General features: G+C 51.0%; 13 protein-coding genes and 2 pseudogenes. 9 read left to right on the top strand and 6 right to left on the bottom strand.

Annotation, left to right across the window (positions count from 1 at the left end; all coding sequences use genetic code 11):
* Positions 1-3: 3 nt before the first annotated feature.
* Positions 4-1,251: a M16 family metallopeptidase gene (locus JCM16496_RS01105; RefSeq protein WP_025831719.1), complete on the bottom strand. Its 1,248-nt coding sequence runs from the start codon at positions 1,249-1,251 to the stop codon at positions 4-6.
* Positions 1,252-1,374: 123 nt separating this feature from the next.
* On the opposite strand from JCM16496_RS01105, the gene JCM16496_RS01100 reads away from it, so the two are divergent.
* From JCM16496_RS01100 to JCM16496_RS21230, 6 genes and pseudogenes are all read left to right on the top strand, one after another.
* A complete protein-coding gene (locus JCM16496_RS01100) occupies positions 1,375-1,980 on the top strand; it encodes an SIS domain-containing protein (protein ID WP_025831718.1) in 606 nt (201 codons plus the stop codon).
* Positions 1,968-2,888 carry a carbohydrate kinase family protein gene (locus JCM16496_RS01095; RefSeq protein WP_025831716.1) on the top strand — a complete coding sequence of 307 codons (921 nt, stop codon included), beginning with the start codon at positions 1,968-1,970 and terminating at the stop codon, positions 2,886-2,888. The genes JCM16496_RS01100 and JCM16496_RS01095 overlap by 13 nt, the downstream gene beginning before the upstream one ends.
* A 103-nt stretch (positions 2,889-2,991) precedes the next feature.
* On the top strand, positions 2,992-4,056 hold the full coding sequence (locus tag JCM16496_RS01090; RefSeq protein ID WP_025831714.1) for a tyrosine-protein phosphatase: 1,065 nt from the start codon (positions 2,992-2,994) through the stop codon (positions 4,054-4,056).
* A gap of 20 nt (positions 4,057-4,076) precedes the next feature.
* A pseudogene (locus JCM16496_RS01085) lies at positions 4,077-6,021 on the top strand (DEAD/DEAH box helicase).
* A 285-nt stretch (positions 6,022-6,306) separates the two neighbouring features.
* Positions 6,307-7,836: a Kelch repeat-containing protein gene (locus JCM16496_RS21235; RefSeq protein WP_128809379.1), complete on the top strand. Its 1,530-nt coding sequence runs from the start codon at positions 6,307-6,309 to the stop codon at positions 7,834-7,836.
* 81 nt (positions 7,837-7,917) lie between these two features.
* Positions 7,918-8,958 (top strand): hypothetical protein, encoded by a 1,041-nt coding sequence (locus JCM16496_RS21230; RefSeq protein ID WP_128809378.1) that lies wholly within the window; start codon positions 7,918-7,920, stop codon positions 8,956-8,958.
* Between the two features lie 60 nt (positions 8,959-9,018).
* Here JCM16496_RS21230 and JCM16496_RS01070 read toward each other — a convergent pair whose 3' ends face one another.
* The 4 genes and pseudogenes from JCM16496_RS01070 to JCM16496_RS01055 all read right to left on the bottom strand — a co-directional run bounded on the left by JCM16496_RS01070 (position 9,019) and on the right by JCM16496_RS01055 (position 16,692).
* Positions 9,019-10,707: a GxGYxYP domain-containing protein gene (locus JCM16496_RS01070; protein WP_025831711.1), complete on the bottom strand. Its 1,689-nt coding sequence runs from the start codon at positions 10,705-10,707 to the stop codon at positions 9,019-9,021.
* 89 nt (positions 10,708-10,796) lie between these two features.
* The gene (locus tag JCM16496_RS01065) at positions 10,797-11,768 is read right to left on the bottom strand and encodes a BT_3987 domain-containing protein (RefSeq protein WP_025831710.1); all 972 of its coding nucleotides are present in this window, start codon (positions 11,766-11,768) and stop codon (positions 10,797-10,799) included.
* A 31-nt stretch (positions 11,769-11,799) separates the two neighbouring features.
* Positions 11,800-13,545 carry a RagB/SusD family nutrient uptake outer membrane protein gene (locus tag JCM16496_RS01060; RefSeq protein ID WP_244440177.1) on the bottom strand — a complete coding sequence of 582 codons (1,746 nt, stop codon included), beginning with the start codon at positions 13,543-13,545 and terminating at the stop codon, positions 11,800-11,802.
* A 25-nt stretch (positions 13,546-13,570) separates the two neighbouring features.
* Positions 13,571-16,692, bottom strand: a pseudogene (locus JCM16496_RS01055) (SusC/RagA family TonB-linked outer membrane protein).
* Positions 16,693-17,350: 658 nt separating this feature from the next.
* On the opposite strand from JCM16496_RS01055, the gene JCM16496_RS01050 reads away from it, so the two are divergent.
* The 3 genes from JCM16496_RS01050 to JCM16496_RS01045 all read left to right on the top strand — a co-directional run bounded on the left by JCM16496_RS01050 (position 17,351) and on the right by JCM16496_RS01045 (position 22,511).
* Positions 17,351-18,805: an alpha-L-fucosidase gene (locus tag JCM16496_RS01050; RefSeq protein ID WP_025831707.1), complete on the top strand. Its 1,455-nt coding sequence runs from the start codon at positions 17,351-17,353 to the stop codon at positions 18,803-18,805.
* A gap of 119 nt (positions 18,806-18,924) precedes the next feature.
* Positions 18,925-19,821, top strand: a complete 897-nt coding sequence (locus JCM16496_RS25365) for an RICIN domain-containing protein (protein WP_500778586.1) — start codon at positions 18,925-18,927, stop codon at positions 19,819-19,821.
* A gap of 71 nt (positions 19,822-19,892) precedes the next feature.
* Entirely contained in the window at positions 19,893-22,511 is a 2,619-nt protein-coding gene (locus JCM16496_RS01045; protein ID WP_500778589.1) for a glycoside hydrolase family 2 TIM barrel-domain containing protein, read from the top strand.
* Between the two features lie 232 nt (positions 22,512-22,743).
* Here the strand turns inward: JCM16496_RS01045 and JCM16496_RS01040 are convergent, their stop codons facing one another.
* The gene (locus JCM16496_RS01040; RefSeq protein WP_025831705.1) at positions 22,744-23,232 is read right to left on the bottom strand and encodes a Dps family protein; all 489 of its coding nucleotides are present in this window, start codon (positions 23,230-23,232) and stop codon (positions 22,744-22,746) included.
* Between the last annotated feature and the right edge of the window lie 72 nt (positions 23,233-23,304).

Raw genomic sequence — 23,304 nt, 5'->3', positions numbered from 1 at the left:
CGGTCAGCGATAAATGAGCGTCGAAAGATAGTCCTCGGCAAACATCTCGTTCGCCACCTCCAACAGAGCTTCCGAAGTGAGCTGTTCAATGCGATGGAACACGGCTTCGGAAGTTTCGCATTTATTATAATGCAGGAAAGTCTTTCCCATACCCAGCGCATTGTTCTCATTATTATCCGAAGCCACGCCGATTTGCCCGATAAGCTGCTTCTTGGCAGCCGCAAGCTGCGAGGAAGTCATCCGGACATCACGCAAGCGTTTCAATTCCTTATATACCAGGCGGGTGCAGTAGTCCAAATCTGCAGGGTCGCAACCGAAGTAGATGCAGAAAGTTCCCGTATCGGTATAGGAAGTCAAGTTGGATTCTACGTTATAGACCAGCCCACGACGTTCACGGAGAGAGACGTTCAGACGGCTGTTCATGCCCGGGCCACCCAAGACATTGTTCAGCAGGTAAAGTGCGGTGCGCTTGTCATCGTACGCATTATATCCCCGGCTGCCAATCATGACGTGTGCCTGGTGAGTATCCTTATGCACTACAAGATGCTTGGGCACATAGAGGGGCGGTGGAGTACGGCGGTTGTCCACTGCCACGGCAGGTATATCCGCGAGAAGCTTTCCCGCCCAGCGCACCACCTGCCTGAAGTCCAGATTGCCCAGAACAAAAAAGATCATATTGCCAGGATGGTAGAAACGGGCTGTGAATGCGGCAGCATCCTCACTGCGAAACTGCTTCAACTGCTCGGGATTGCCCAGAATGTTGCGTCCCAGGGGATGCCCCCTGAATATCAAGTCCTCAAAATCATCAAAGATTAGCTCGGAAGGGTTGTCTTCGTAGGATTGTATCTCATCGATAATCACCTCCGTCTCCTTCTCTATCTCGCGTTGCGGAAAAGTGGAGTGGAATACAATATCCACCAGAAGTTCGAAGGCACGACCGAAATGCTCGGTCAGGAAAGCAGAGTAAATCACCGTCTCTTCCTTGTTGGTGTAAGCGTTGAGGTCGCCGCCCACATTCTCCATGCGGTTCAGAATGTGCCATGCCTTGCGCTTGGCGGTACCTTTAAATATAAGGTGCTCCACAAAATGCGCCATACCCTGCTCGTTTTCAAGCTCGTCGCGCGTACCCGCATCTACGGCAAAACCACAATAAGCCACTTTGGAGGCTGAGGGTTCGTGAATGATGCGCATGCCATTAGGCAGGGTATATTGATTGAAAGTTGGCAGTAAATTTTCTTTTAAGTTCTTCATTCTGACGTTTCAAACTATTTGAGGCGACAAAAATACAATAAAACTTATTGCCGTTTATAGAAAATTGCAGATATTTGCAATTGCTATAATTTTAAGCACATTAATCAAATTAGCACATTAAGTATGATTGCATCCATTCAAGAGCTTTTGCAGAAAGAGGCACAAGCCGTACTGAACATCCCGGTGACGGACGCTTATGAAAGAGCTGTAGAACTCATCGTAGAACAAGTGCACCGCAAAAAAGGGAAACTGGTGACTTCGGGTATGGGCAAGGCCGGACAGATAGCCATGAACATCGCTACCACCTTCTGCTCTACCGGTATTCCGTCCGTCTTCCTGCACCCCAGCGAAGCACAGCATGGTGACCTCGGCATCCTTCAGGAGAACGACTTGCTGCTGCTCATCTCCAATTCGGGCAAAACTCGTGAAATCGTGGAGCTGACACAGCTGGCACATAACCTAAATCCTGAACTGAAGTTTATCGTCATCACCGGAAACCCCGATAGCCCCCTGGCACACGAATCCAATGTATGCCTCAGCACCGGGAAACCCCAAGAAGTATGCGTATTGGGCATGACGCCTACGACTTCGACCACTGCCATGACCGTCATCGGCGACATCCTGGTGGTACAGACCATGAAACAGACCGGATTCACTATTGAAGACTACTCCAAGCGCCACCACGGCGGTTACCTCGGAGAAAAATCAAGATCACTATGCGTAAAGTAATAGGTATCGGAGAAACCATACTGGACATCATATTCCGTGGCGAACAGCCCACAGCAGCCGTTCCAGGCGGTTCAGTATTCAACGGCATCGTTTCACTGGGACGTATCGGCGTTCCCATCTGCTTTATCAGTGAAACGGGCAATGACCACGTAGGCAATATTATCCTCGACTTCATGCGCGAGAACAATATCCCCACAGACCATGTCAATGTCTTCCCTGACGGGAAATCACCCGTATCACTCGCGTTCCTCAACGACCGGAGCGATGCGGAATACATCTTCTATAAAGATTATCCCAAACAACGCTTGGATGTAGAGTATCCGCAAATTCAAGAGGACGACATCGTTATAATAGGGTCTTATTATGCCCTGAACCCCGTATTGCGCGACAAGGTATCGGAACTGCTGGAACGCGCACACGACATGCATGCCATCATCTACTACGACCCCAATTTCCGTTCGTCCCATAAAGAGGAGGCCATCAAGCTGGCTCCCACCATCATCGAGAATCTGGAATACGCCAACATTGTACGCGGCTCGCAAGAGGATTTCTTCTATATGTGGGGACTGCAGGAGGCTGACAAGATATACAAAGACAAGGTGAAATTCTACTGCCGCAACTTCCTCTGTACCGCCGGTGCAGAGCAGGTGTCATTGCGCACCGGCACGATTTCCAAGGAATATTCCATTCCTCCGCTGGAAGCGGTCAGCACCATCGGTGCGGGCGACAACTTCAATGCAGGCATCATCTTCGGACTGCTGAAACATAATGTACGCTACGAGGACCTCGATACCATGGACGAGGCTACTTGGGACCAAGTCATCCAATGCGGCATTGAGTTTGCCGCCGAGGTCTGTAAGAGTTTCAACAACTCTGTTTCAAAGGAATTTGCAGAGAAGCACAGATAGTTTTAAAGTTCAAAAAAGAAATATAAAAGCCTGGCATTGCCGTTACCCTCTGTGGATAAATTACATATATTTGTGATTAACGACATCAGAGAGGTTACGAATTATGTATAGGAATTTATTGAACTTGCTTGTTTTGGCAGTGCTGCTCCCTTCCTGCAGCGGCACTTCCCCTCACATTTCCGTTGTATGCGAAGAAAACAATGTGGGCAACTGCATTGTAAAATGGGAAATGGCCCCTCTTATCACAGGGAATGTCAAAGTATATGCCTCGCCCAACCCGGAACACATTCCCGAAAACGTTCCCGTTGCCATTGCCAACATCTCCGACCTGAAGATGACCGTCATCACTACCGACCCTACACAGCGATACTACTACATGCTTGTATTCGGTGACAAATACCGGGTAAAGATTGCCACCCGCAACATCAACATCCCCGGCATACAGAACTTCCGCGACCTGGGAGGCTATACTTCCTATTCTACAAAAAAGAAAACACGTTGGGGGATGCTCTACCGTTCGGCAGAGATAGACAGCCTGTCAAGCGGCTCGCGCAGAGAACTCAAGAACATCGGGATAAAGACCATCATTGACCTGCGTTCCCCCACAGAAGCCGGCAGACAAACCGCCCTTCAAGGAGAGTTCAAAGTGATACATATCCCTATCATCACCGGTGACATGGAACATATCCTAAAAGGTATCCAGGAACAGAAAATCAAATGCGACACCGTCTACCGGATGGTGGAACGGATGAATCGCGAACTCATCAGCAACTACACCAAAGAATATCGCCGGATTTTCGATATCCTGCTGGATAAGAACAATTATCCCGTCGTAATCCATTGCTCTTCGGGCAAAGGACGCACAGGCATCGTATCGGCGCTTGTGCTTGCCTCCCTTGGAGTGGATGAAGACATCATCATGGAAGACTACCGCCTCAGCAACGACTACTTCAATATCCCGGCTGCCTCCCGATACGCCTACCAGCTTCCGGCACGCTCGCAAGAGGCCATTACCACTGTGTTCTCGGCACGCGAAGATTTCCTGAATGCCGCCATCGAAGAAATGGAACGAAGGTATGGAGATACCGACACCTACCTGCAAAGAGGCATCGGACTGACGAAAGAAGAAATAAGGGAACTGCAAGACATTCTTTTAGTGGATAATTGACAATAGTTTATCGATTATCCATTGAAAAGCACTATCTTTGCGCCCGAAATATAAAGATATACAGAAGATTTAATGAAGACATTTGAAGAGCTCGGTGTGTCGCCGGAGATACGCCGCGCCATCGAAGAAATGGGTTACGAGCAGCCCATGCCGGTACAAGAGGAAGTAATTCCATACCTTTTAGGAGAAAACAATGATGTAGTAGCACTGGCACAAACAGGAACAGGAAAGACCGCAGCGTTCGGTCTGCCGCTCATACAGAAGATTAACGTCAACAACCGAATTCCCCAATCACTTATTCTCTGCCCCACCCGCGAACTTTGTTTGCAGATAGCAGGCGACCTGAACGATTATTCCAAATATACCGATGGCTTGCGAGTGTTGCCCGTATATGGAGGCTCGTCCATCGAAAGCCAGATACGCGCCTGAAACGGGGTGTACACATCATCGTAGCCACACCGGGACGACTGCTGGACCTGATGGAACGCAAAACCGTGTCCCTCGCCACCATACAGAACGTGGTTATGGACGAAGCGGACGAAATGCTGAACATGGGATTCACGGACAGCATCAACGCCATTCTCGCCGACGTGCCGCAGGAGCGCAACACCTTGCTGTTCTCCGCTACCATGAGCCCGGAAATCGCACGCATCTCCAAGAAGTACCTGCGCGATGCCAAGGAAATCACCATCGGACGTAAAAATGAAAGCACCAGCAACGTGAAACACGTAGCCTTCTGTGTACATGCCAAAGACAAGTATGCCGCCCTGAAGCGTATTGTGGACTACTATCCGCAGATATACGGCATCATCTTCTGCCGTACCCGCAAAGAAACGCAGGAAATAGCTGACAAGCTGATGCAGGAAGCTATAATGCCGACTCGCTGCACGGCGAACTGAGCCAGGCACAACGTGACGCGTGATGCAGAAGTTCCGCATCCGCAACCTGCAACTGCTGGTTGCCACGGACGTTGCCGCACGCGGCCTCGATGTGGACGACCTGACCCACGTCATCAACTACGGATTGCCCGATGACACCGAGAGTTATACCCACCGCAGCGGCCGTACGGGACGTGCCGGCAAAACCGGGACTTCCATCGCCATCATCAACCTGCGAGAGAAAGGCAAAATGCGCGAGATTGAGCGCATCATCGGCAAGAAATTCATTGCAGGCGAAATGCCCACCGGCAAACAGATATGCGAAAAGCAACTGCTCAAAGTGATAGACGACCTTGAAAAGGTGAAAGTGAACGAGGAGGAAATCGCCGACTTTATGACCGACATCTACCGCAAGCTTGACTGGCTGAGCAAGGAGGACCTGATTAAACGCATGGTTTCGCATGAATTCAACCGTTTCCTGGATTACTATCGCGACCGTGACGAGATAGAGACAGCAACCGGTAGTGAGCGCAGTGCAAGAAGCGGCGAGAGGGGCGACCGCAGCGACCGTAGAAGCAGCCGCAAAGCGGAACCCGGCTTTACCCGCTTGTTCATCAACCTGGGTAAAATGGACAACTTCTTCCCCAACGAATTAATCAGCTTGCTGAACAAGAATACTCGCGGACGTATTGAGCTGGGACGCATCGACCTGATGCAGAAGTTCTCCTTCTTCGAAGTGGAGGAAAAGGAAGCCACCAATGTAGTGAAGGCCCTGAACCGCGCCAGTTGGAACGGTCGTAAAGTATCCGTAGAGGTTGCCGGAGACGAAGGTAAGAATGCCCCGAAAGGCAAACGCAAAGAAGTTGACGGAAAAGCTTCCAAAGCAAAACCTGAAACCCCGGCCAAGGAGAAAAAGGAAAAGAAGGAGAAGAAAGCCAAGCCCAGCCGTGAAGAGCGTGGCTACACCAAGCCCCGCGGCAAGAAGGACGACTGGAAACAGTTCTTCCAGCACAACAACGACTTCAAAGACCCCGAACCGGACTTCAGTGAGGAGGGATGGGCAAGGAGGATGCCGAAGAAGAAGTGATTTCATTTAGTTTGCCAACTACAAAACAGCAGACTATCCATAAAAAAGCCGCTGACGGGATTGACCATCAGCGGCTTTTCCTTTGATTATATCCGTTTTTATTTCGTCCAACCCGGGTCGGACGCAAAGACAACCCGAGTCGGACGAAATAAAAACGCCTCCCAAGAAGGTTAAGAACAGCGATGCCGAAGACAGATTCGGCGAGTTTATAGGATATAAAAGTGCTTTCTTCCTGTTTTTTTAGTATTTTTGTAGCCATACCAAATACATCTTTCTGTAGTAGTTATGAAGAAACACCTTTTATATATACTGTTACTCTTGCAGCTAAGCATCTGCAGCAAAGGATATTCACAAGGACTACAATTCTATGGCAACGAGAAGCGGATTGCCGAACGCTCCTCTTTCCGCGTATTCGCCGATGAGTGTATACCGGCTCCCACCGGCAAGTTCTGCATCTCCTTTGAATGCACCATCAACAACATAGAAAGCCCCGGATATATCCTCTACCTGAAAAACGCCAAGGGAGAGGAGGCATATAACCTGACATACACCTACAACGAAGAGGATGAAGAAGGTACCTTCATCTTCGCACAAGACAAGAAACAGATTTACTATCAAATTTCCCGGAACGCCATCCAGCCGCAAGGAAAATGGATTGCCGTCAAGATAGACATGGACTTTGCCGACAACCGCGCTGAAGTACACATCGGCAACGCCCACGCCACCCTCCAAGACATCGGCATCGCCAAAGGAACGGAGTTCACCCCACAGCCTTTCTTCGGCATGTGCGACCACATCCTGGAGACAGCCTCATTCTCCATCCGCAACCTCACCGTAGGAAACGGCAAGGAGAGCCGGGTCTTCCCGCTGAACGAAAACAAAGGAGAAGAGGTGCACGACCATAAGGGAAAATCCGTGGGACGGATAACAACCCCCAACTGGCTCATCAACCAGTCATATTACTGGAATCCCGTGTTCCGGTATTACTCCGTCACCCCTACCGGACTGGCTTTCGACAACCGGAGACAGCAATTCCACATCTACAACCGCGACTCCATCACCACCTACGACCTCGACCGGCAAACCGCCAACAAGCAAGCCTATGTCCCGAAAGGCAGCACACTGCATACGCGCCTCGGCATGAACCTGACAGACGAAAGCCAAGACCGCCTCTATGCCTACGAACTGATGCCGGGAGAAACCTACATAGCAACCATGGACCCTGAAACCGCCAGTTGGAAAAAGGTGGAAGAGAGCGACCTGCTGGTGCAACTGCATCACCACTGTGCCATTTTCCTGCCCGGAAAGCAACGCTTCGTCTTCTTCGGGGGCTATGGAAACCGCCGCTACTACAACGATTTCCTCTCCTACGACCTTGCCGAGAACCGCTGGGACACCCTGCACTTCCAAGGCGATCCCATCGCCCCCCGCTTCTTCGCCTCCATAGCACCGGCACCCGACGGACGATATGCTTACATCTACGGCGGAAAAGGCAACGCGGTCGGGAAGCAGGACATCGGCATCCAATACTACTACGACTGCTATCGCCTGGATTTTGAAACGCTGAGCATCGAAAAGTTGTGGGAGCATGAAGCCCCGCAAGCCCACCGTGTGCCCGCCCGCAACATGGTGCTCTCCAGGGACGGAAAGCACCTCTACCTCCTCGCCTACCCCGAATACAAGCCGCAGACCCACCTGCAACTCTATCGTATGTCCGTTGCCAATGGCAGCTACGAGGCATTGGGCGACAGCATCCCGATGACCTCCGAAGAAATAGCCACTAACGCCAACCTCTACTTCAACCCCGAACGATGAATTCTATTGTGCCATCCAGGAGTTTGAGAAGTATGGAGAATCGACCACCCGCATCTACTCGATAGCCAACCCTCCGGTGTCGTGGACCGCCACCCAGTGCTACGGCTCTCTGCCAGACACGCAGGAGGGCAATCCGGGATTCCGCGTCACCGGCATCGCCTCATCGTGGTGACGGTAGCAGCCGGAAGTCTGTACATCATGCTGAAACGCCGGAAGCGGATTGTCCCTGCCGCACCGGAACCATCCCTATCCGCGCATCCGGCCACCGCGAACGAAGATGCCGGAGAACCCGAAGAAGAGAAGAACCAAGAAGAGCCGGAAAAGCCAAATGCAACCCAAGAAGAAGAGGAGGAATTTGCCTTACCCGACATGCTGACAAGCAAAAGAAAAAACAGCCTGCTGCTCTTCGGCACCTTCACCGCCACCGACCGCAACGGGCGCGACATCACCTACATGTTCAGCCCCAAAATCAGGCACCTCTTCCTCTATCTGCTGATAAACAGCATCACCAAGGACGGCGTGCTCTCCTCCGACCTAAACAGCCTTTTCTGGGCCGACAAGCCGGACGACAAGATAAAGAACCTGAAGAACGTCACCATGAGCCACCTCCGCAAAGCCTTGCAAGAGATGGACGGCATTGAGCTGGCTTACCAGAAAGGATATTTCAAGATAGAACTGACGGAGGAATGCCATTGCGACTACCGGCGGTTCTTCCTGCTGACCGGAGGCATGAGACAAGCCCCCGCCACCAAGGACGGAATGGCCGGACTGTACAAAATCCTCTCCAGAGGAAAGTTCCTGAATACCATCGAATCCGGTTTATTCGACTATCCGAAACAGACAACCGAGACATTCATCATCCAACTCCTGTCCGAACAGACGGTCAACCTCTACAAAAGCGGAAAAGACAAATCTACCATCTATGTCTGCAAGATGCTGTTCTCCATCGATTCACTCTCGGACACAGCCATGACCTACACCGTATGTACATATCGTAGGCAGAACAAATCGGACAAGGCTTTACAGTTCTACATGACTTTCTGCAAAGAGTACCGCAAAGTAATGGAAGAGGACTACCCCATCGTATTCGAGAAGGTGAATGTCAACAATATAAGAGTATAAAAAAATGAGGGCATGCCGGAATGAGAAACACTCACCACGACATACCCCCCCATTTTTCAATTATCTTGACGGTGCAAGATTCTGCTTCACCAACTGTACAAACTCGTCTACGGGCACCACACGCACATTGGCATTCAGCCCCTCAATGACCCTCTTGATGCAGGACTGGTCTTTGGTCCAGCAATGCACGAACACGAAAGTGTATCCATCGACACTGTGCGGACTGGCGGGACGGCCATTAATTTGAGCTATGACAGTGCTTTCCTCCCCTCTGTCCGAACCGCCGTCAATACCTTCCCAAAGCACGCTCCGCTGTTCGATTACAGGCTTACCGTTGTCCGAAAACTTAATCCGGCCATCCCCTTTTTCGCCATAGCCTGTATAGAAAACGGCATCAATGTTAGGCTGCGCCAGATACTTGTTATAGACACGCGGATTGTCCATGATTCCCTGGTCCAGGATGTTGCAGATATTCAGCCCAGATTTGTCCACATACTCGTTCAGCCGCGCCAGATAACTGTCCAAATCCGCATCGGACATCTTGCTGGGGAACACATAGCTGCTGCCACTGGGTCCTGCCACAAAGTAGTCTCCTTCCTTGCTGTTGTCGTAGTACCAACGCAGCGCAGCCGGAGCCAAATCATAGAGAGAAGGCGAAATGGTATATCCCAACGGGAACTGCCCGTGCATGTCGTGGTCGAAATATCCCTGCAATCCCCACAGGTTGAAAGCAATATTGTCTCCATCGCTCACCAGGAAAGTGACATAGTGGACGCCTTCCTCCGTGACCGCCTCTTTTGCTGCAGGGCGCTGTTTCAGGCCTTCCGTATCGTAGATGCTGCTCAATACGGCCATATTGGCCGCCAGGTCTGTGGGCAGCATGGACACGCCCAGTCTGGAAGCATTGTTCACCATCCCCCATTCGTCCATATCGTAATAGCCAAGACAGTAGGCACCTTTATCCAAATCCTGCAAGACGGAAGTGCGCCACGACCAGTCATTCTTGGCATTATAGTCATAGAATGCAAATGCATGGGTCATAACCACATAATCGCGCAGATGATGATAAATCTCCGGCTTCAAATCGGCAGCAAGGCTCTTGTCCAGCTGCTCCTTGTAGTTCTCATACAGCCATTTCTCGTCGCGCTGCGTCACGTCCATCAATTCCGTATCCACCCCCATAGCTTTCACCTGCTCAACTATCGTTTCCGATACCGCCACGCCTTGCAACAGCCCGCAAAGGGAAGTAGCTACATTGACAGAGTGAGACCTGCCGTCAGAGTAAGGACGATATAGGATATATCCCTTCACGACTCCCAGTTCCACATAGTGTTTCACCAGAGATGAAAGCGTGGCATAGTTGCGGACGGGAATGCCGTATTTGTTCTGCAGCTGTTTCAGCCATACTGACGAAGGACCGCCCTCGTTCATATAAATCTGTTCCCCGGTCACCCGTGCGGCCAGTCCGGACAGGGTGGAGAGCAGCACTTTCTCATGGTCGTTCAGGCCATTCAGCATAATCACGTTCAAGGAGGTTAGTCTACGTCCTTTCAAATGTACAAGTCCTCTCTCCAAAGGTTCCGACGAGCCAATCAAATCATCCTCGTCCATTTCATCTCCCGGGTTGGAAGGCTGTTCCGGAGCAGGATTATATTCCGGCACTTTCACTCCGGCGGTAGGGTCTTTAATGCAAGCCATCAACAACACCGCCGTCAACAGCAGATAAATACAGGTATTTATTTTTTTCATGATTTCAATTGATTATGTTCTTAATATCGGGACTGTGCCCGGAATGCCGTTGCTTATTCCCCCGACACAGCCCCAAGCACATACGTTTGTTACTTCACAAGAGAAATCGCATTGATTTCCGCCACGTGCGTGGACCACTTCCCATTGTATACGGCAGTAATGGTGAGACGGAAATAGCGTGCCTGTTTAAAACCTGGGAAGTAAGAGCGGAACTCTTCTTTAGCCCCGGCAGGAAGGTCGCTATACACGCCAGCCGACTCCCAAGACTCCCCATCAAGGCTTGTCTCCATCGTCATCTCCTGCGGCCAGCCCTCCCCATGGTCTCTGGATACATACTGGAATCCTAGCATTTTAACCTCTTGCCCCATATCCACTACAATGTGATGCGGCGGCTGCGGTTCTCCCCCTTTCCATTGCGTATGCCAGAAGGTGCCGTTTTTCCCGTCGAAAGCATGAATGGCATGTCCGTTGTCCGAACCTTCGCCACTGGTTTCTTCGGAAGATACCTCTACTACGGTCCACTGGCTACGGTCAGCCAAAGGCATGTTCCACACATCCTCCGCACCGCTCAGCAAATAGTAAAGGGTCTGCTGCATGGCATCGGCATCGGCCCCTTCCACCGCAGTAATGGTAACCGGCAGCAGGTAAGAGTCGAAAGGCTGTATTTTTCCCCGGGCGTTCACCGTCAGCACCAGGTCCTCTGAAGTGGCGGCTCCGGCAGGTATGACAGCATCCGTCTCAATCGTGTAGCAGTCTTCTGGCAACAGAGAGTAACTCGTACCGCATGCGGCATTGTACTCCTGCACCTTCGCTCCGTCCACCTGCAGGTGCACTTTCACGTCAGCCGATACTTCCTTGCCCGATATGGTGGCATAGTCACTTCCCGTCACACTCACGTGGAATACCTCCTTCAATTCTTCACCCAAGTCGAAATTCCTTATCTGCAAACTCTTTGCCTCGGGAATATACACTTTGCACGATTCATCATCGCTACATCCGCTCAGCAGGAACAAGGAACCGGCAAGTGCCATTATAGTCATCATTAATTTATTCAGTTTCATTTCAATGTTCTTTTAAGGTTACACCATGCTCTTAATATCCGGGATTCTGTCCGTTCACCCATCCGTCCTCTCCACCATTCTGGCTGCGGATAACGGCATTCTTATCCAACACATATTGCGGAATGGGCTGGTAGTACATACGGGGCAGGAAAGTGCGCTGGCACACTTCATGGTAATTGTACTCCCACACGCCGTCGCCGTCGGTATCTTCAATCTTCATACCTCCCACCGGACGGTTCATCACTCCATCCGGACCGTCACATATCTTCCAACGGATGATATCCCAGAACCGCTTGTCCTCGAAAGCCAGCTCGATGCGACGATCGCGACGGATGACATCGCGCAACTGGTTCTCCGTGATGCCTGCCGGATAAGTATCTTCAATGGAAGGCATATTGTCTCCGCGGGTTCTCACCATATTCAGGTAATCAATGGCGGTATTCTTGTCGCCTGCCTCCAGAACGGCTTCGGCATACATCAGCAGCACATCCGCATAGCGAAAAAATATATAGTTAGCCATACCATTGCTCATCTGGAGGTTGTCGGCTCCATTCACCGACTCGTCCAGTGTCTTGCGCGTGTAGTAACCGGTATTGGTAACGTCGCTCGATGAAGAAGTGTCAATCTCGTTGGGACTGCCTACGCCGACACGCGTAATGATTTCTTCGCCCTGCCATATAGAGCCGTCATAAAGGATGCTCTGATAGAAACGCTTCTCACGGTTCTCGTATGGCCTGTCGGGATTGTAGCCCGAAGCGGGGTCGGTAATCGGAAGTCCGTTCGCCATGCAGTAGTCATCCACCAATTCCTGTGTGGGCTGCATATTTCCCCAACTGGCTTGTACGCCTTTCACGAACACCGGTCCGAAAAGTCCTTCGCGACGACCGCCGTTCTGCTTGGACATCTGGAAATCATAAATCACCTCATCATTGTTGTTCGTGGCTTCCGTCCAAAGGTCGAGTATGGTGGGCTGCAGACGGTAGATGCCCAAGTCTATCACTTCCTTCAGTGTGGCGGCGGCCATTGCCCAACGCGATTTATCCTTGTCCGGGTTGCGCAACTCGCTGGCGTGAAACAGTTCCACCCAGCCTTTCAGTGTCAGTGCAGCTCCCTTCGTGGCACGTCCCAGTTCCGAAGAACTGCGACGCAGCGGCAGGTCGTCCTTTATCTCGCCCAGCTCGCGCGTAATGAACTCGAATGTCTTCTGTGCCGTTTCACGCGGATAGAAGATATCATCATCCACATTGTTGTCCAGCACCTCTGTGATGATGGGTACACCGCCGTATGCCATCCACAAGTAATGGTAAAACCAGGCACGCAGGAAACGTGCCTCGGCCAAGCGTTCCTTCTTGTAACTGTCGGAAAAGCCGGACTCGGTCACCTTGTTGATGAAAAGGTTGCAGGAACGGATGCGTTCATATTGTCCTTTAGCATCACTGTTGCCCTCACGGCCCCATTTCCACATGTCCCAAGGTCCCGGTATCCAGCTGGTGGGCGAAAGAGCAGCGGTATAAATGGTAGTACGGGCGTTCATCCACTCTGCACCTACGTACGAGTTGTCCGAATATTGGTCCAGATTCTGCGTCTCGTTATTCAGATGAGGGAACTGGTTGTATATATCGTTCAGAAACATGTCGGCGTTATCCTCCGACCCCCAGACGGTGGTATCGCTGAAACGGTCTTTCGGTTCTATCTCAAGCCAGTCTTCGCATGCCGGAAACAACACCAGGGAAGTGGCCAGGCAAGCGGTCTTTATTATAGCATGTATTTTCATCATTCTATTTCTTTATATGGTTAACCAATTAAAAAGTAATATTCAAACCAAAGGCATATACGGCCTGCTGCATATAGTATTTACCGTTAGCCGACTTGGCTTCGGGGTCCACCAGTTCTTTTATGAAAGGAGTCCAGGTCCAAAGGTTCTGGCCGGAAGCATAGACACGCAGTGAACTGAGACCGATGAAGTCGAGCGCCTTGCGAGGTAGTGTATATCCTATCTCAAGACTCTTCAGACGGATGTATGTGGCATCACGCACCCACCACGAAGAACCTTGCCGGTGATTGTTCACAGTCACCTCGCTCGTCAGACGCGGATAGCGTGCATCTTGGTTTTCAGGTGTCCAATGGTCCTTAAACTGGAGCTTGGTAGCCGAACCCGAATCAAAGAAAGGCATTACCAGTGTTTCACCCAACGAGATGCTGGTACGTGTAGCACCTTGGAAAAGTGCATTCAGGTCAAAGTTCTTCCATTGCAGGGTCGGAGCCAGACCGAACACTATTTCGGGTGCCCAGTTGGAGAATCCGATAACGGTCTGATCGTGTTCGTCAATCTTGCCGTCGGGCACACCATCGGGACCACTCAGATCTTCATAGCGCAAGTCGCCCGGATATACTTGTCCCCAGGGCTGGGTGGCGATGCCTGCTTTCAACGAGCCGTCGGGATTGAAATCATCGTAAGTGAAATATCCTAAGGCATGATAGCCGAACATTGTTCCATCGGGACGACCTGTACGGCGACGGTTGGGGTTGTTGTAGGTAGCATCCGTTTCAAATACTTCGTCCAGAATATTGCGTGCAAAGGTGAAGGTTCCTTTCACACCTACCAACCAGTCCTTATTAATCTTCTTGTTGAAGTTCAAGGACAAGTCGATACCCTGATTGTGCATGCTGCCTGCATTGACTTGCGACAAGGTGATACCATACTCGGCGGGAACCAGCGCATTCGGTGCCATCAGCATATTGGAACGTTTCTCGTAGAAGTAGTCTGCCTCCAGCGAAAACATACCGTTCAGTATGGAGAATTCCACACCGACATCAAACTTCTTTGCTTTCTCCCACGTAATGTTAGGATTGCCTTGCAGGTTCTCCCACATACCCATTACCGGGACACCTCCAATGTTGCCTGCCGTACCGAATCCATAATCGCTCATGTATTGATAGGAACCACCTGCCAAGTTACCGGATTCACCGTAAGAAAGACGAAGTTTCAGCTTGTCCATCCACTCTACATTCTTCATGAATGCCTCCTCGCCAAGGTTCCAGCCCAAAGAAACAGCCGGGAAGAAACCGAAGCGCTTACCCGGTGCAAAGTAGTAATGTCCATCGTAGCGTCCGGATACCTCAGCCATATAACGGTTATCATAGTTGTAGCCTAAACGGAAGGCGTAGCTACCTGGCGCTCTTTCCAGGACGTCCCTCCGTTACCCATATCGGCAGGATTACTGCTTCCTGCATTGATTTCATCGACGTTGATTCCGTAGTTCAAGCGTTTGGCGCTCATATTCCATACATTCCTCTCGCGTGCCTCAACCACGCCCAGTCCGGTCACCGTATGCTTTCCGAACGTACGCGCATAATTGATGATGCCTTGGTAGGTCATGTTTACACTCTCTTCAAACGACTGCTCCAGGTTGGGTTTTTCCGGTCCTTGGAATCCTTCCATATACTGATAGGGATCTTGGGAGGCGTCCAGCGTATATACCGGTATAGGAGTGAAATATTTCTTGTTCTTCTTGCGGTAAGGGTCATAGTTGATAACCCCTTTCAAGCTCAATCCTTCAATGAAAGGCAGTTTCTGCTCGATGGAAAGGGTCGTGTTCAGCTGGTCGGCAGGCTCTTCGCGGTATCCGCTGTGATAAGCCAATCCGAAAAGTGACTTGCCCACATACTGCCCCCACAGACCATTGGAATATTGGATAGCCGAAACGGGAGGTGTACGGTAAGCCTGATACATGATGTCGCCCGATTCGGCTCCGGGATAGTTCTTCTTCTCATGCCAGCCACTCAAGCCCAAGCTTACTTTAGTGTATTTGGTGGCATCCACACTGAGGTTTGTCAGCAGGTTAAAACGCTGGTAGTCCGTAGTGCTCCACATACCCTCCTGATAGGAATAACCCAAGGATACGTAATACTGGAACTTCTCGCTGCCACCGGACAATTGCAGGTTATGGTTTGTGATGACAGAGTTGCCCTGTATCAAGTCGCGTAGGCCGTTGCTGTTCGGATAAAGGTCGCGGTCGGCATCGGCTGCACCTTCGCAGGTCTTGCGATACATTTCCAAATCGTGTTGTGAATAAGCATAATAGTTGGGATAACCGGCATTCATGGCGGCCTCATTCTTCATCAAGGCATACTCATACGAGTTCACCTGGTCGGTGATGCGGGTAGGATTCTGGAAGCCGACATATCCGTTGTACGACAATACCGGTGCACCGTTCTTTCCCTTTTTGGTAGTCACCAATACTACACCATTGGCGCCTGCCATACCGTAAGGGGCTACGGCAGCGGCATCTTTCAAGATAGTGATGTCTTCTATCATATTGGGGTCGATACGCGAGAAATCACGGGGCACACCGTCCACAATCACCAGCGGTGACTGATTGCCCAATGTGGCAACACCACGAATTCTGAGGTCGGCACCATCGGCTCCCGGTTCACCCGAACCTTGCTTGGCAATGACACCGGCCATACGCCCGGCCAAGCTGTTGGAGATATTGATTACCGGTTTCTGTGCCACATCCTTTGTCTTCATGCTCGAAACGGCAGCAGTCGAGGATATTTTCTTCTGCGTGCCGTATGCCACCACCACCACTTCATCCAGCAGTTCGGAATCCTCTTCCAGCACTACATGAAGGGTTTTCTTTCCGGCCACCGGAACTTCCTTGCTTCCATAGCCTATAAAAGAAACGGTCAGCACTGCATCCGAAGGAACGGTCAGTGTGAAGTTTCCGTTTAAATCAGTAATGGCGCCGTTGCCCGCATTTCCTCTGACTATAATATTGGCACCGATAATCGGTTCGTTGTTTTTGTCTACAACAGTACCTTTGACAGTTATATTTTTACCTATTGAAAAACTGTTTTGCACTTGCACCTCATCCGGCAAGGCTGAATGGTTTGCACGCACCTGACAAGGCAGAAGCCCCATCAACGAAAGCAAGGCAAACCGTGAAATGATTCTGTTCATAATTCTGTTAAGTGATTCTTATTAGTACTCTAATTAAGGTTTTCCACCACGTAGAAAATAATGAGGGAAACACATAGTCCCATCAAGCGTAAATTTCGATTTTGTTTTACATAGGCATCCAATGTTTAATAGGTTAATATTAGGTTTCTCTGTTTCAATCAGCCACATCTGCAGACATAGCCTACACCAGCTCTAAAACATCAGCAAAATTACCCCAGCATTATTAACATACTGATTAAAAAAAGGTTACCTTTCTTTTTAACCCGGATTTTTTCTCGTTAACCCACCCCTGGAGCCGACATTATTCACAGAAAAAGACTGTCCAAAAACTCTGCGACTGCTTTCTTTCAAGCACGGATTACACGGATTTTCACAGTTTTTATTGTCTTATCCGTGATTTTCCGTGTCATCCGCACCTAGAATCATCGCATAAGGCTAGCTAAGAATAAGTTTCAGGACAGCTTCCCCGGGATGAATAATGCAGATTAAAGACTTATCCGCCCATTATTTTCTATTTCTAATCCGTTTTTAATCCGTTTTCTAATCCTTAATTCCTTAAATTTGCAGACAGTTCTAAAACACACATATATTTATTAAAATTCAATTCACCAAATCAACCATGAAACTAAAAAGAATCATTCTCATAACCGGATTCACTGCAACAGCCGCCTCACCGACCATCGCACAGAAGGCTCCCCAACCTTGCGGCCTTACCCCCAGTGCACGCCAGATAGAGTGGTACAACCGCGAAATGATTGCCTTCTTCCACTTCGGCATCAACACCTTCGAAGACTTTGTGAACGAAGGAGACGGGAAGGCACCTACCGCCATCTTCAGCCCCACCGCACTGGACTGCGGGCAATGGATGGAAACCTTGAAGTCGGCAGGCATCCCGGCTGCCATCCTCACCGCCAAGCACGCCGATGGTTTCTGCCTCTGGCCCAGCCAATACACCGACTACTGCGTGAAGAACGCCACCTGGAAAGGCGGAAAGGGTGACGTGGTGCGCGAATTCGTGGATGCCTGCGAGGAGCACGGCATCAAAGCCGGTATCTACCTCGGTCCGCACGACCGCCACGAGCACCTGCGCCCGGACTACAGCACCGAAAAGTACAAACATTATTATGCCGCCCAGCTGGACGAGCTGATGAGCAACTACGGCAAGATATGGGAAACCTGGTGGGACGGTGCCGGTGCCGACGAACTGACCACCCCACTCTACACCCACTGGTATAAGATAGTACGCGAGAAGCAGCCCGACTGTGTCATCTTCGGCACAAAGAACTCCTACCCCTTTGCCGACGTGCGCTGGATGGGCAATGAAGCCGGAGATGCCGGAAGCCCCTGCTGGGCAACCACCGACTCCGTAGCCATCCGCGACGAAGCAGCCTATTACAAGGCACTGAACGAGGGTATCTACGAAGGCAATGCCTATGTGCCCGCCGAGACGGACGTCTCCATCCGCCCAAGCTGGTTCTACCATCCCGAAGAGGACATCCGTGTGAAGACCGTCAGCGAACTGTGGGACATCTACTGCACCTCCGTGGGACACAACAGCGTGTTGCTCCTCAACCTACCGCCCGACCGCCGCGGATTGCTCCACTCCAAAGACTCCCTGCACGTGGCACAACTGAACCAAGGCATCCGCGAGACCTTCGGCAAGAACCTCCTGGCAGGAAGCAAGGTGAGCGCCACCAACAACCGTGGCGGAAAATTTGATGCCAGATACCTGATAGACGGCGACAAGCAGACCTACTACGCCGGCAAGGACGGAAACGCAAAGAGTGACATCACCTTCACCCTGCCCCGCTCCACTACCTTCGACTGCCTGATGGCGGAAGAGGTCATAGAACTGGGACACCGCACATCGCGCTGGAGCGTGGAGTACTCCAACAATGGCAAGGATTGGACCGTGATACCCGAGACCTCGGGCCTGCAATGCATCGGCTACAAATGGATTGTACGGTTCTCCCCGGTGACGGCGAAATATGTGCGCCTGCGCATCGAAGAGGGTCGCTCCTGTCCTGCTATCCACACCTTCGGAGTGTATAAACAATCAGAAATACTGAAATAGAACTATTGAATTTAGGCACGGATTACACGGATTTACACGGAAAGGATAAAGGAAACTCCGTGAATATCCGTGTAATCCGTGTCTAAAAAACAACTCACTTTCAACAATTATCAGACATCATGGAAAACCTAAGAAGAAACATTCTCTCTCTCTTCTGCCTCTTCGCCCTGAGCGGCACGGCACAGGAGATAGACACCAAGCAAGTGTATGAAATCCAGACACCGGACGGCCTTGTGATAGACAACCAAGGCAGCGTGGCAGGCGACTCCAAGTTGTTTGCCGCCAAGCGCGTGCCCGGCAAGGAAGCACAAGTGTGGCAATTCCATAAAGTGGCAGAGGGCGTTTACAACATCGTCAGCCCCCTCACCGGACAAGCCATAGACAACGGTGGAGGCGGCGCCAAGGAACGCCACATCATCCAGTGGAGCCACGACCCCGGAAACGGCAACCAGCACTGGAAAGCCGAACGGCAGGCAGACGGCAGCTACACCTTCACCAGCCAGGCTAGCGGTTATATGATGGGAATGCTTTCGACAGGTGCCGTGGGCGAACCCGTCTATCAACTCGCTCCCGACAGCAAACAAGCCAACCGCCGGTGGAAACTGGTAAAATCGGACGTAAAGATTAAAGTAGAAGCCCTGAAAACCCACAGCGACAACGACTGGGAAAACCAACACATCATAGGCATCAACAAAGAAGAGGGACACGCCACCTTCATCCCCTTTGCCAGTATGGAAGAGATGAAGGTCGACCCCGCCTACCGCCGCCCGTGGGAACGCACCCGTTCCAGCCGCTACATCCTGCTAAACGGCAACTGGAAGTTCCATTGGGTGAAGCAGCCCGAAGAGCGACCAAAAGATTTCTACAAGGCCAATTATGACGTTTCCGCTTGGGACGAGATTCCCGTACCCTCCAACTGGGAAATGCACGGCTACGGCACACCCATCTACACCAATATCACCTACCCCATCCGCAACAATCCCCCTTCATACAAGGACAACGCGGCTACACGGTAGAGAAAGAACCGAATGCCGTAGGCTCCTACCGCCGCGAGTTCTCCCTGCCCGACGGCTGGAAGGACAAGGAAGTGTTCATCCACTTCGACGGCGTGTATAGCGCCTTCTACCTGTGGATTAACGGTCGGAAAGTGGGCTACAGCCAAGGTGCCAACAACGATGCCCGTTTCGACATCACCCGCTACGTGCGCCCCGGCAAGAACGTCCTCGCCGTGGAGGTCTATCGCTGGAGTGACGGCAGCTACCTGGAGGACCAGGACATGTTCCGCCTGAGCGGCATACACCGAGACGTTTATCTGGTGGCAACGCCCAAAGTGCAACTGCGCGACCTGCACCTTACTTCCGTCCTCAGCCCCCGTTACGACAAGGCTGAGCTGAACGTGAAGGGCTGCATCAAGAACCACGGAAAGGCTGCGAAGAACGCCTCCCTGCGCTTCTCCCTGCTCGATGCCGAAGGCAAGCAACTGAAACAGTTCTCTACCCCGACCGGCACACTGGCGGCCGGCAAGGAGATTGCCGTAGAGAGCAAGACAAGCATCCGCGACCCCAAACTGTGGAGTGCCGAAACTCCCTACCTCTACACCGTCAACGTGGAGTTGTTGGACGAACAGGGCAACGTACTGGAGGCAACTACCCAGCAATACGGCTTCCGCAACATCGAGATTCGTGACAACAAGGTCTATATCAATGGCATGCTGACCCTCTTCAAAGGAGCCAACCGCCACGACACGCATCCCCAATACGGCAAGGCAATTCCCGTGGAAAGCATGGTGGAGGACATCTTGCTCTTCAAGCGCCACAACCTGAACACCATCCGCACCAGCCACTATCCCAACGACCCCAAGATGTATGGGTTGTTTGACTACTACGGACTCTATGTGATGGACGAGGCAGACCAAGAGTGCCACGGCAACCACTCGCTGACCAACAACCCCTCATGGGAAGCTGCCTTCGTGGACCGCGGCGTGCGCATGGCACAACGTGACAAGAACCATCCGTCTGTCATCTTCTGGTCACTGGGCAACGAGTCGGGCGGCGGATGCAACATCATCGCCGAGTACGACGCCGTGAAAGCCATCGACCCCACCCGTCCCATTCACTATGAGGGAATGAACGACCAGGCCGACATCGACTCGCGCATGTACCCCTCCATTGAGAGCATGATAGAGCAAGACCGCCAGCCCCGCAACAAGCCCTACTTCCTCTGCGAATATGCCCACGCCATGGGCAACGCCATCGGAAACCTGGAGGAGTACTGGGATTACATCGAATACCACTCACACCGCATGATAGGCGGCTGCATCTGGGACTGGGTGGACCAAGCCCTCAACAAGCCGGGCGAATCCGCCGACCGCCACTACTTCGGAGGCAGCTTCGGCGACACCCCCAACGACAACGACTTCTGCTGCAATGGCATCGTCACAGCCGACCGCCGTGTCACTCCCAAACTGCTCGAAGTGAAGAAGGTATATCAGTACATCTCCTTCAAGATGAACGACCTGAACAGCGTGGAACTGCACAACCGCTACAATGTGCACAACCTGACGCACTTCAACCTGCACTATACACTGGAAGAAAACGGAAAGGTAATCAAGGAAGAGGAGTTTGGCCTACCCGACTGCAAGCCCGGCGAACGTCGCACCATACATACGCCGCTCGAATGCCACTTGACCAATCCCGATGCCGAATACTTCGTGAATTATGAGGTGAAACTGAAAAAAGATTGTGTATGGGCAAAAGCAGGACACGTGGTAGCCTCCGAACAATTTGCCTTGAACGACAGAGCCATCAACGCCGCTACACTGAACCAGCCTGCCGAAATCACCACCGACCCCGAAAGTAATCTGCCGCTGAAAGCGTACGAGGAGGAACGTCGCTACCTACGCATCGAAAACAAACTGTTCAAGGCTGCCTTCGACAAGTTGAACGGACAACTGATAAGCCTGCGCTACGGCGAACAGGAAGCATTACACTGCCAGCAGGGATTCCAGCTGAACTGGTACCGTTCCATCAACAACAATCCGTTCAACCGTCCGGCAGAAACTGTCAGACTACAAGAGTTTGACTGGACACTGGCGGATGACATGAAATCGGTACAAGTAACCACCCGTATCAACACAACGGTGAGTAAGACAAGCATCCCACACACCATTATCTACACCATTCACGGCAACGGTGCCATGGATGTGGAGGCAAGCTTCCAAACCGACCAGGAGTTCGATCTGCCCCGCTTAGCTTTGCAAGCCTCTCTGAATCCTACACTAGACAAAGTTACTTGGTTTGGTCGCGGACCGATAGAGAATTACCAAGACCGCAAAAATGCTGCCCAAGTGGGTCTCTACTCTGCCAACGTGGATGAGATGCGCGAGCACTACACCCGTACACAAACCATGGGTGGACGATGCGACACCCGCTGGATGACACTGACAGACAAAAACAACCAAGGCATCAAAATTACCGCCAAAGGCGTCATCGACTTCTCAGCATTGCACTACACCGACCACGACCTATGGCGCGTGAAGTACAACCACGATCTCGATAATATCCGCCGTAGCGAAATAATCCTAAATCTGGACTGCGTACAACGCGGATTGGGTAATGCGAGTTGCGGACCGGGTCCCCGCCCTCAATACGAAATAAAGAAAGACAGCATCTATCAATATTCTTTCCGCATAGAGCCGACTAAGTAAGTATATTATATTAAGAAGAGGAATGTGTCAAAACGGTTGATGGCACACCCTCTTCTTTTTACAATATTATCTTTTCAGTATTCCGTTTTATTAAGTCCGGTAAATATCTATAACTTCTGATTGGCAATATAAAGCTAATACATAAGTTCCATTTTTAAGGCATCATCAATAGTCAGGATATCACATGCTTACATAAAAAAGTAAATACATTATCAGACAACAATAATTCCTTTTATTTCGTACAGCTTTTCGTACTGAATGCAACGAGCATCCAAACCATTTTCTCCTGCTCTTTCAGGTAGCCGGTCATCAAATCTGCCGTCACGTCATCGCCGGCTTCATTTGCCAGTTCAATTATCTTTCTCTCCTCACCAATCAGGTAGCCGTAAGTCTCAAGGATATGGTCCACAGCCTCACTGCCGCAAGAGATGTCGGACACTTCCTTCACGTTGGCAACCTTCAGGTATTCACTGAACTTATTCTCGGGCACGCCACCCAGCATCAGGATTCGCTCTGCAATTTCGTCAATCTTCTCGGCGGTATCGTCATACATACTCTCGAACTTCTCGTGCAGCACAAAGAAGCCGTGTCCCTTGATGTTCCAGTGCATACCGCGCAGATTGGTGTAATGTACCTGGAAGTCGGCCAATAATTGGTGCAATGCTGATGCTACGCCAGCCACTTTCTTTTCATTCAAATGCAAGTAATCTAAAGTTTTCATAATTCTATTGTTTTAAATGTTTATACTGTTTTTCTTTTGGGTATTGCAAAGATAAGGGGTAAATCAAGGCTT

The sequence above is a fragment of the Bacteroides rodentium JCM 16496 genome, from assembly GCF_000614125.1.
Taxonomy (GTDB): Bacteria; Bacteroidota; Bacteroidia; order Bacteroidales; family Bacteroidaceae; genus Bacteroides; species Bacteroides rodentium.
Note: the sequence above shows the minus strand (reverse complement) of the source record. Positions and strands in the feature narration are given on the sequence as shown.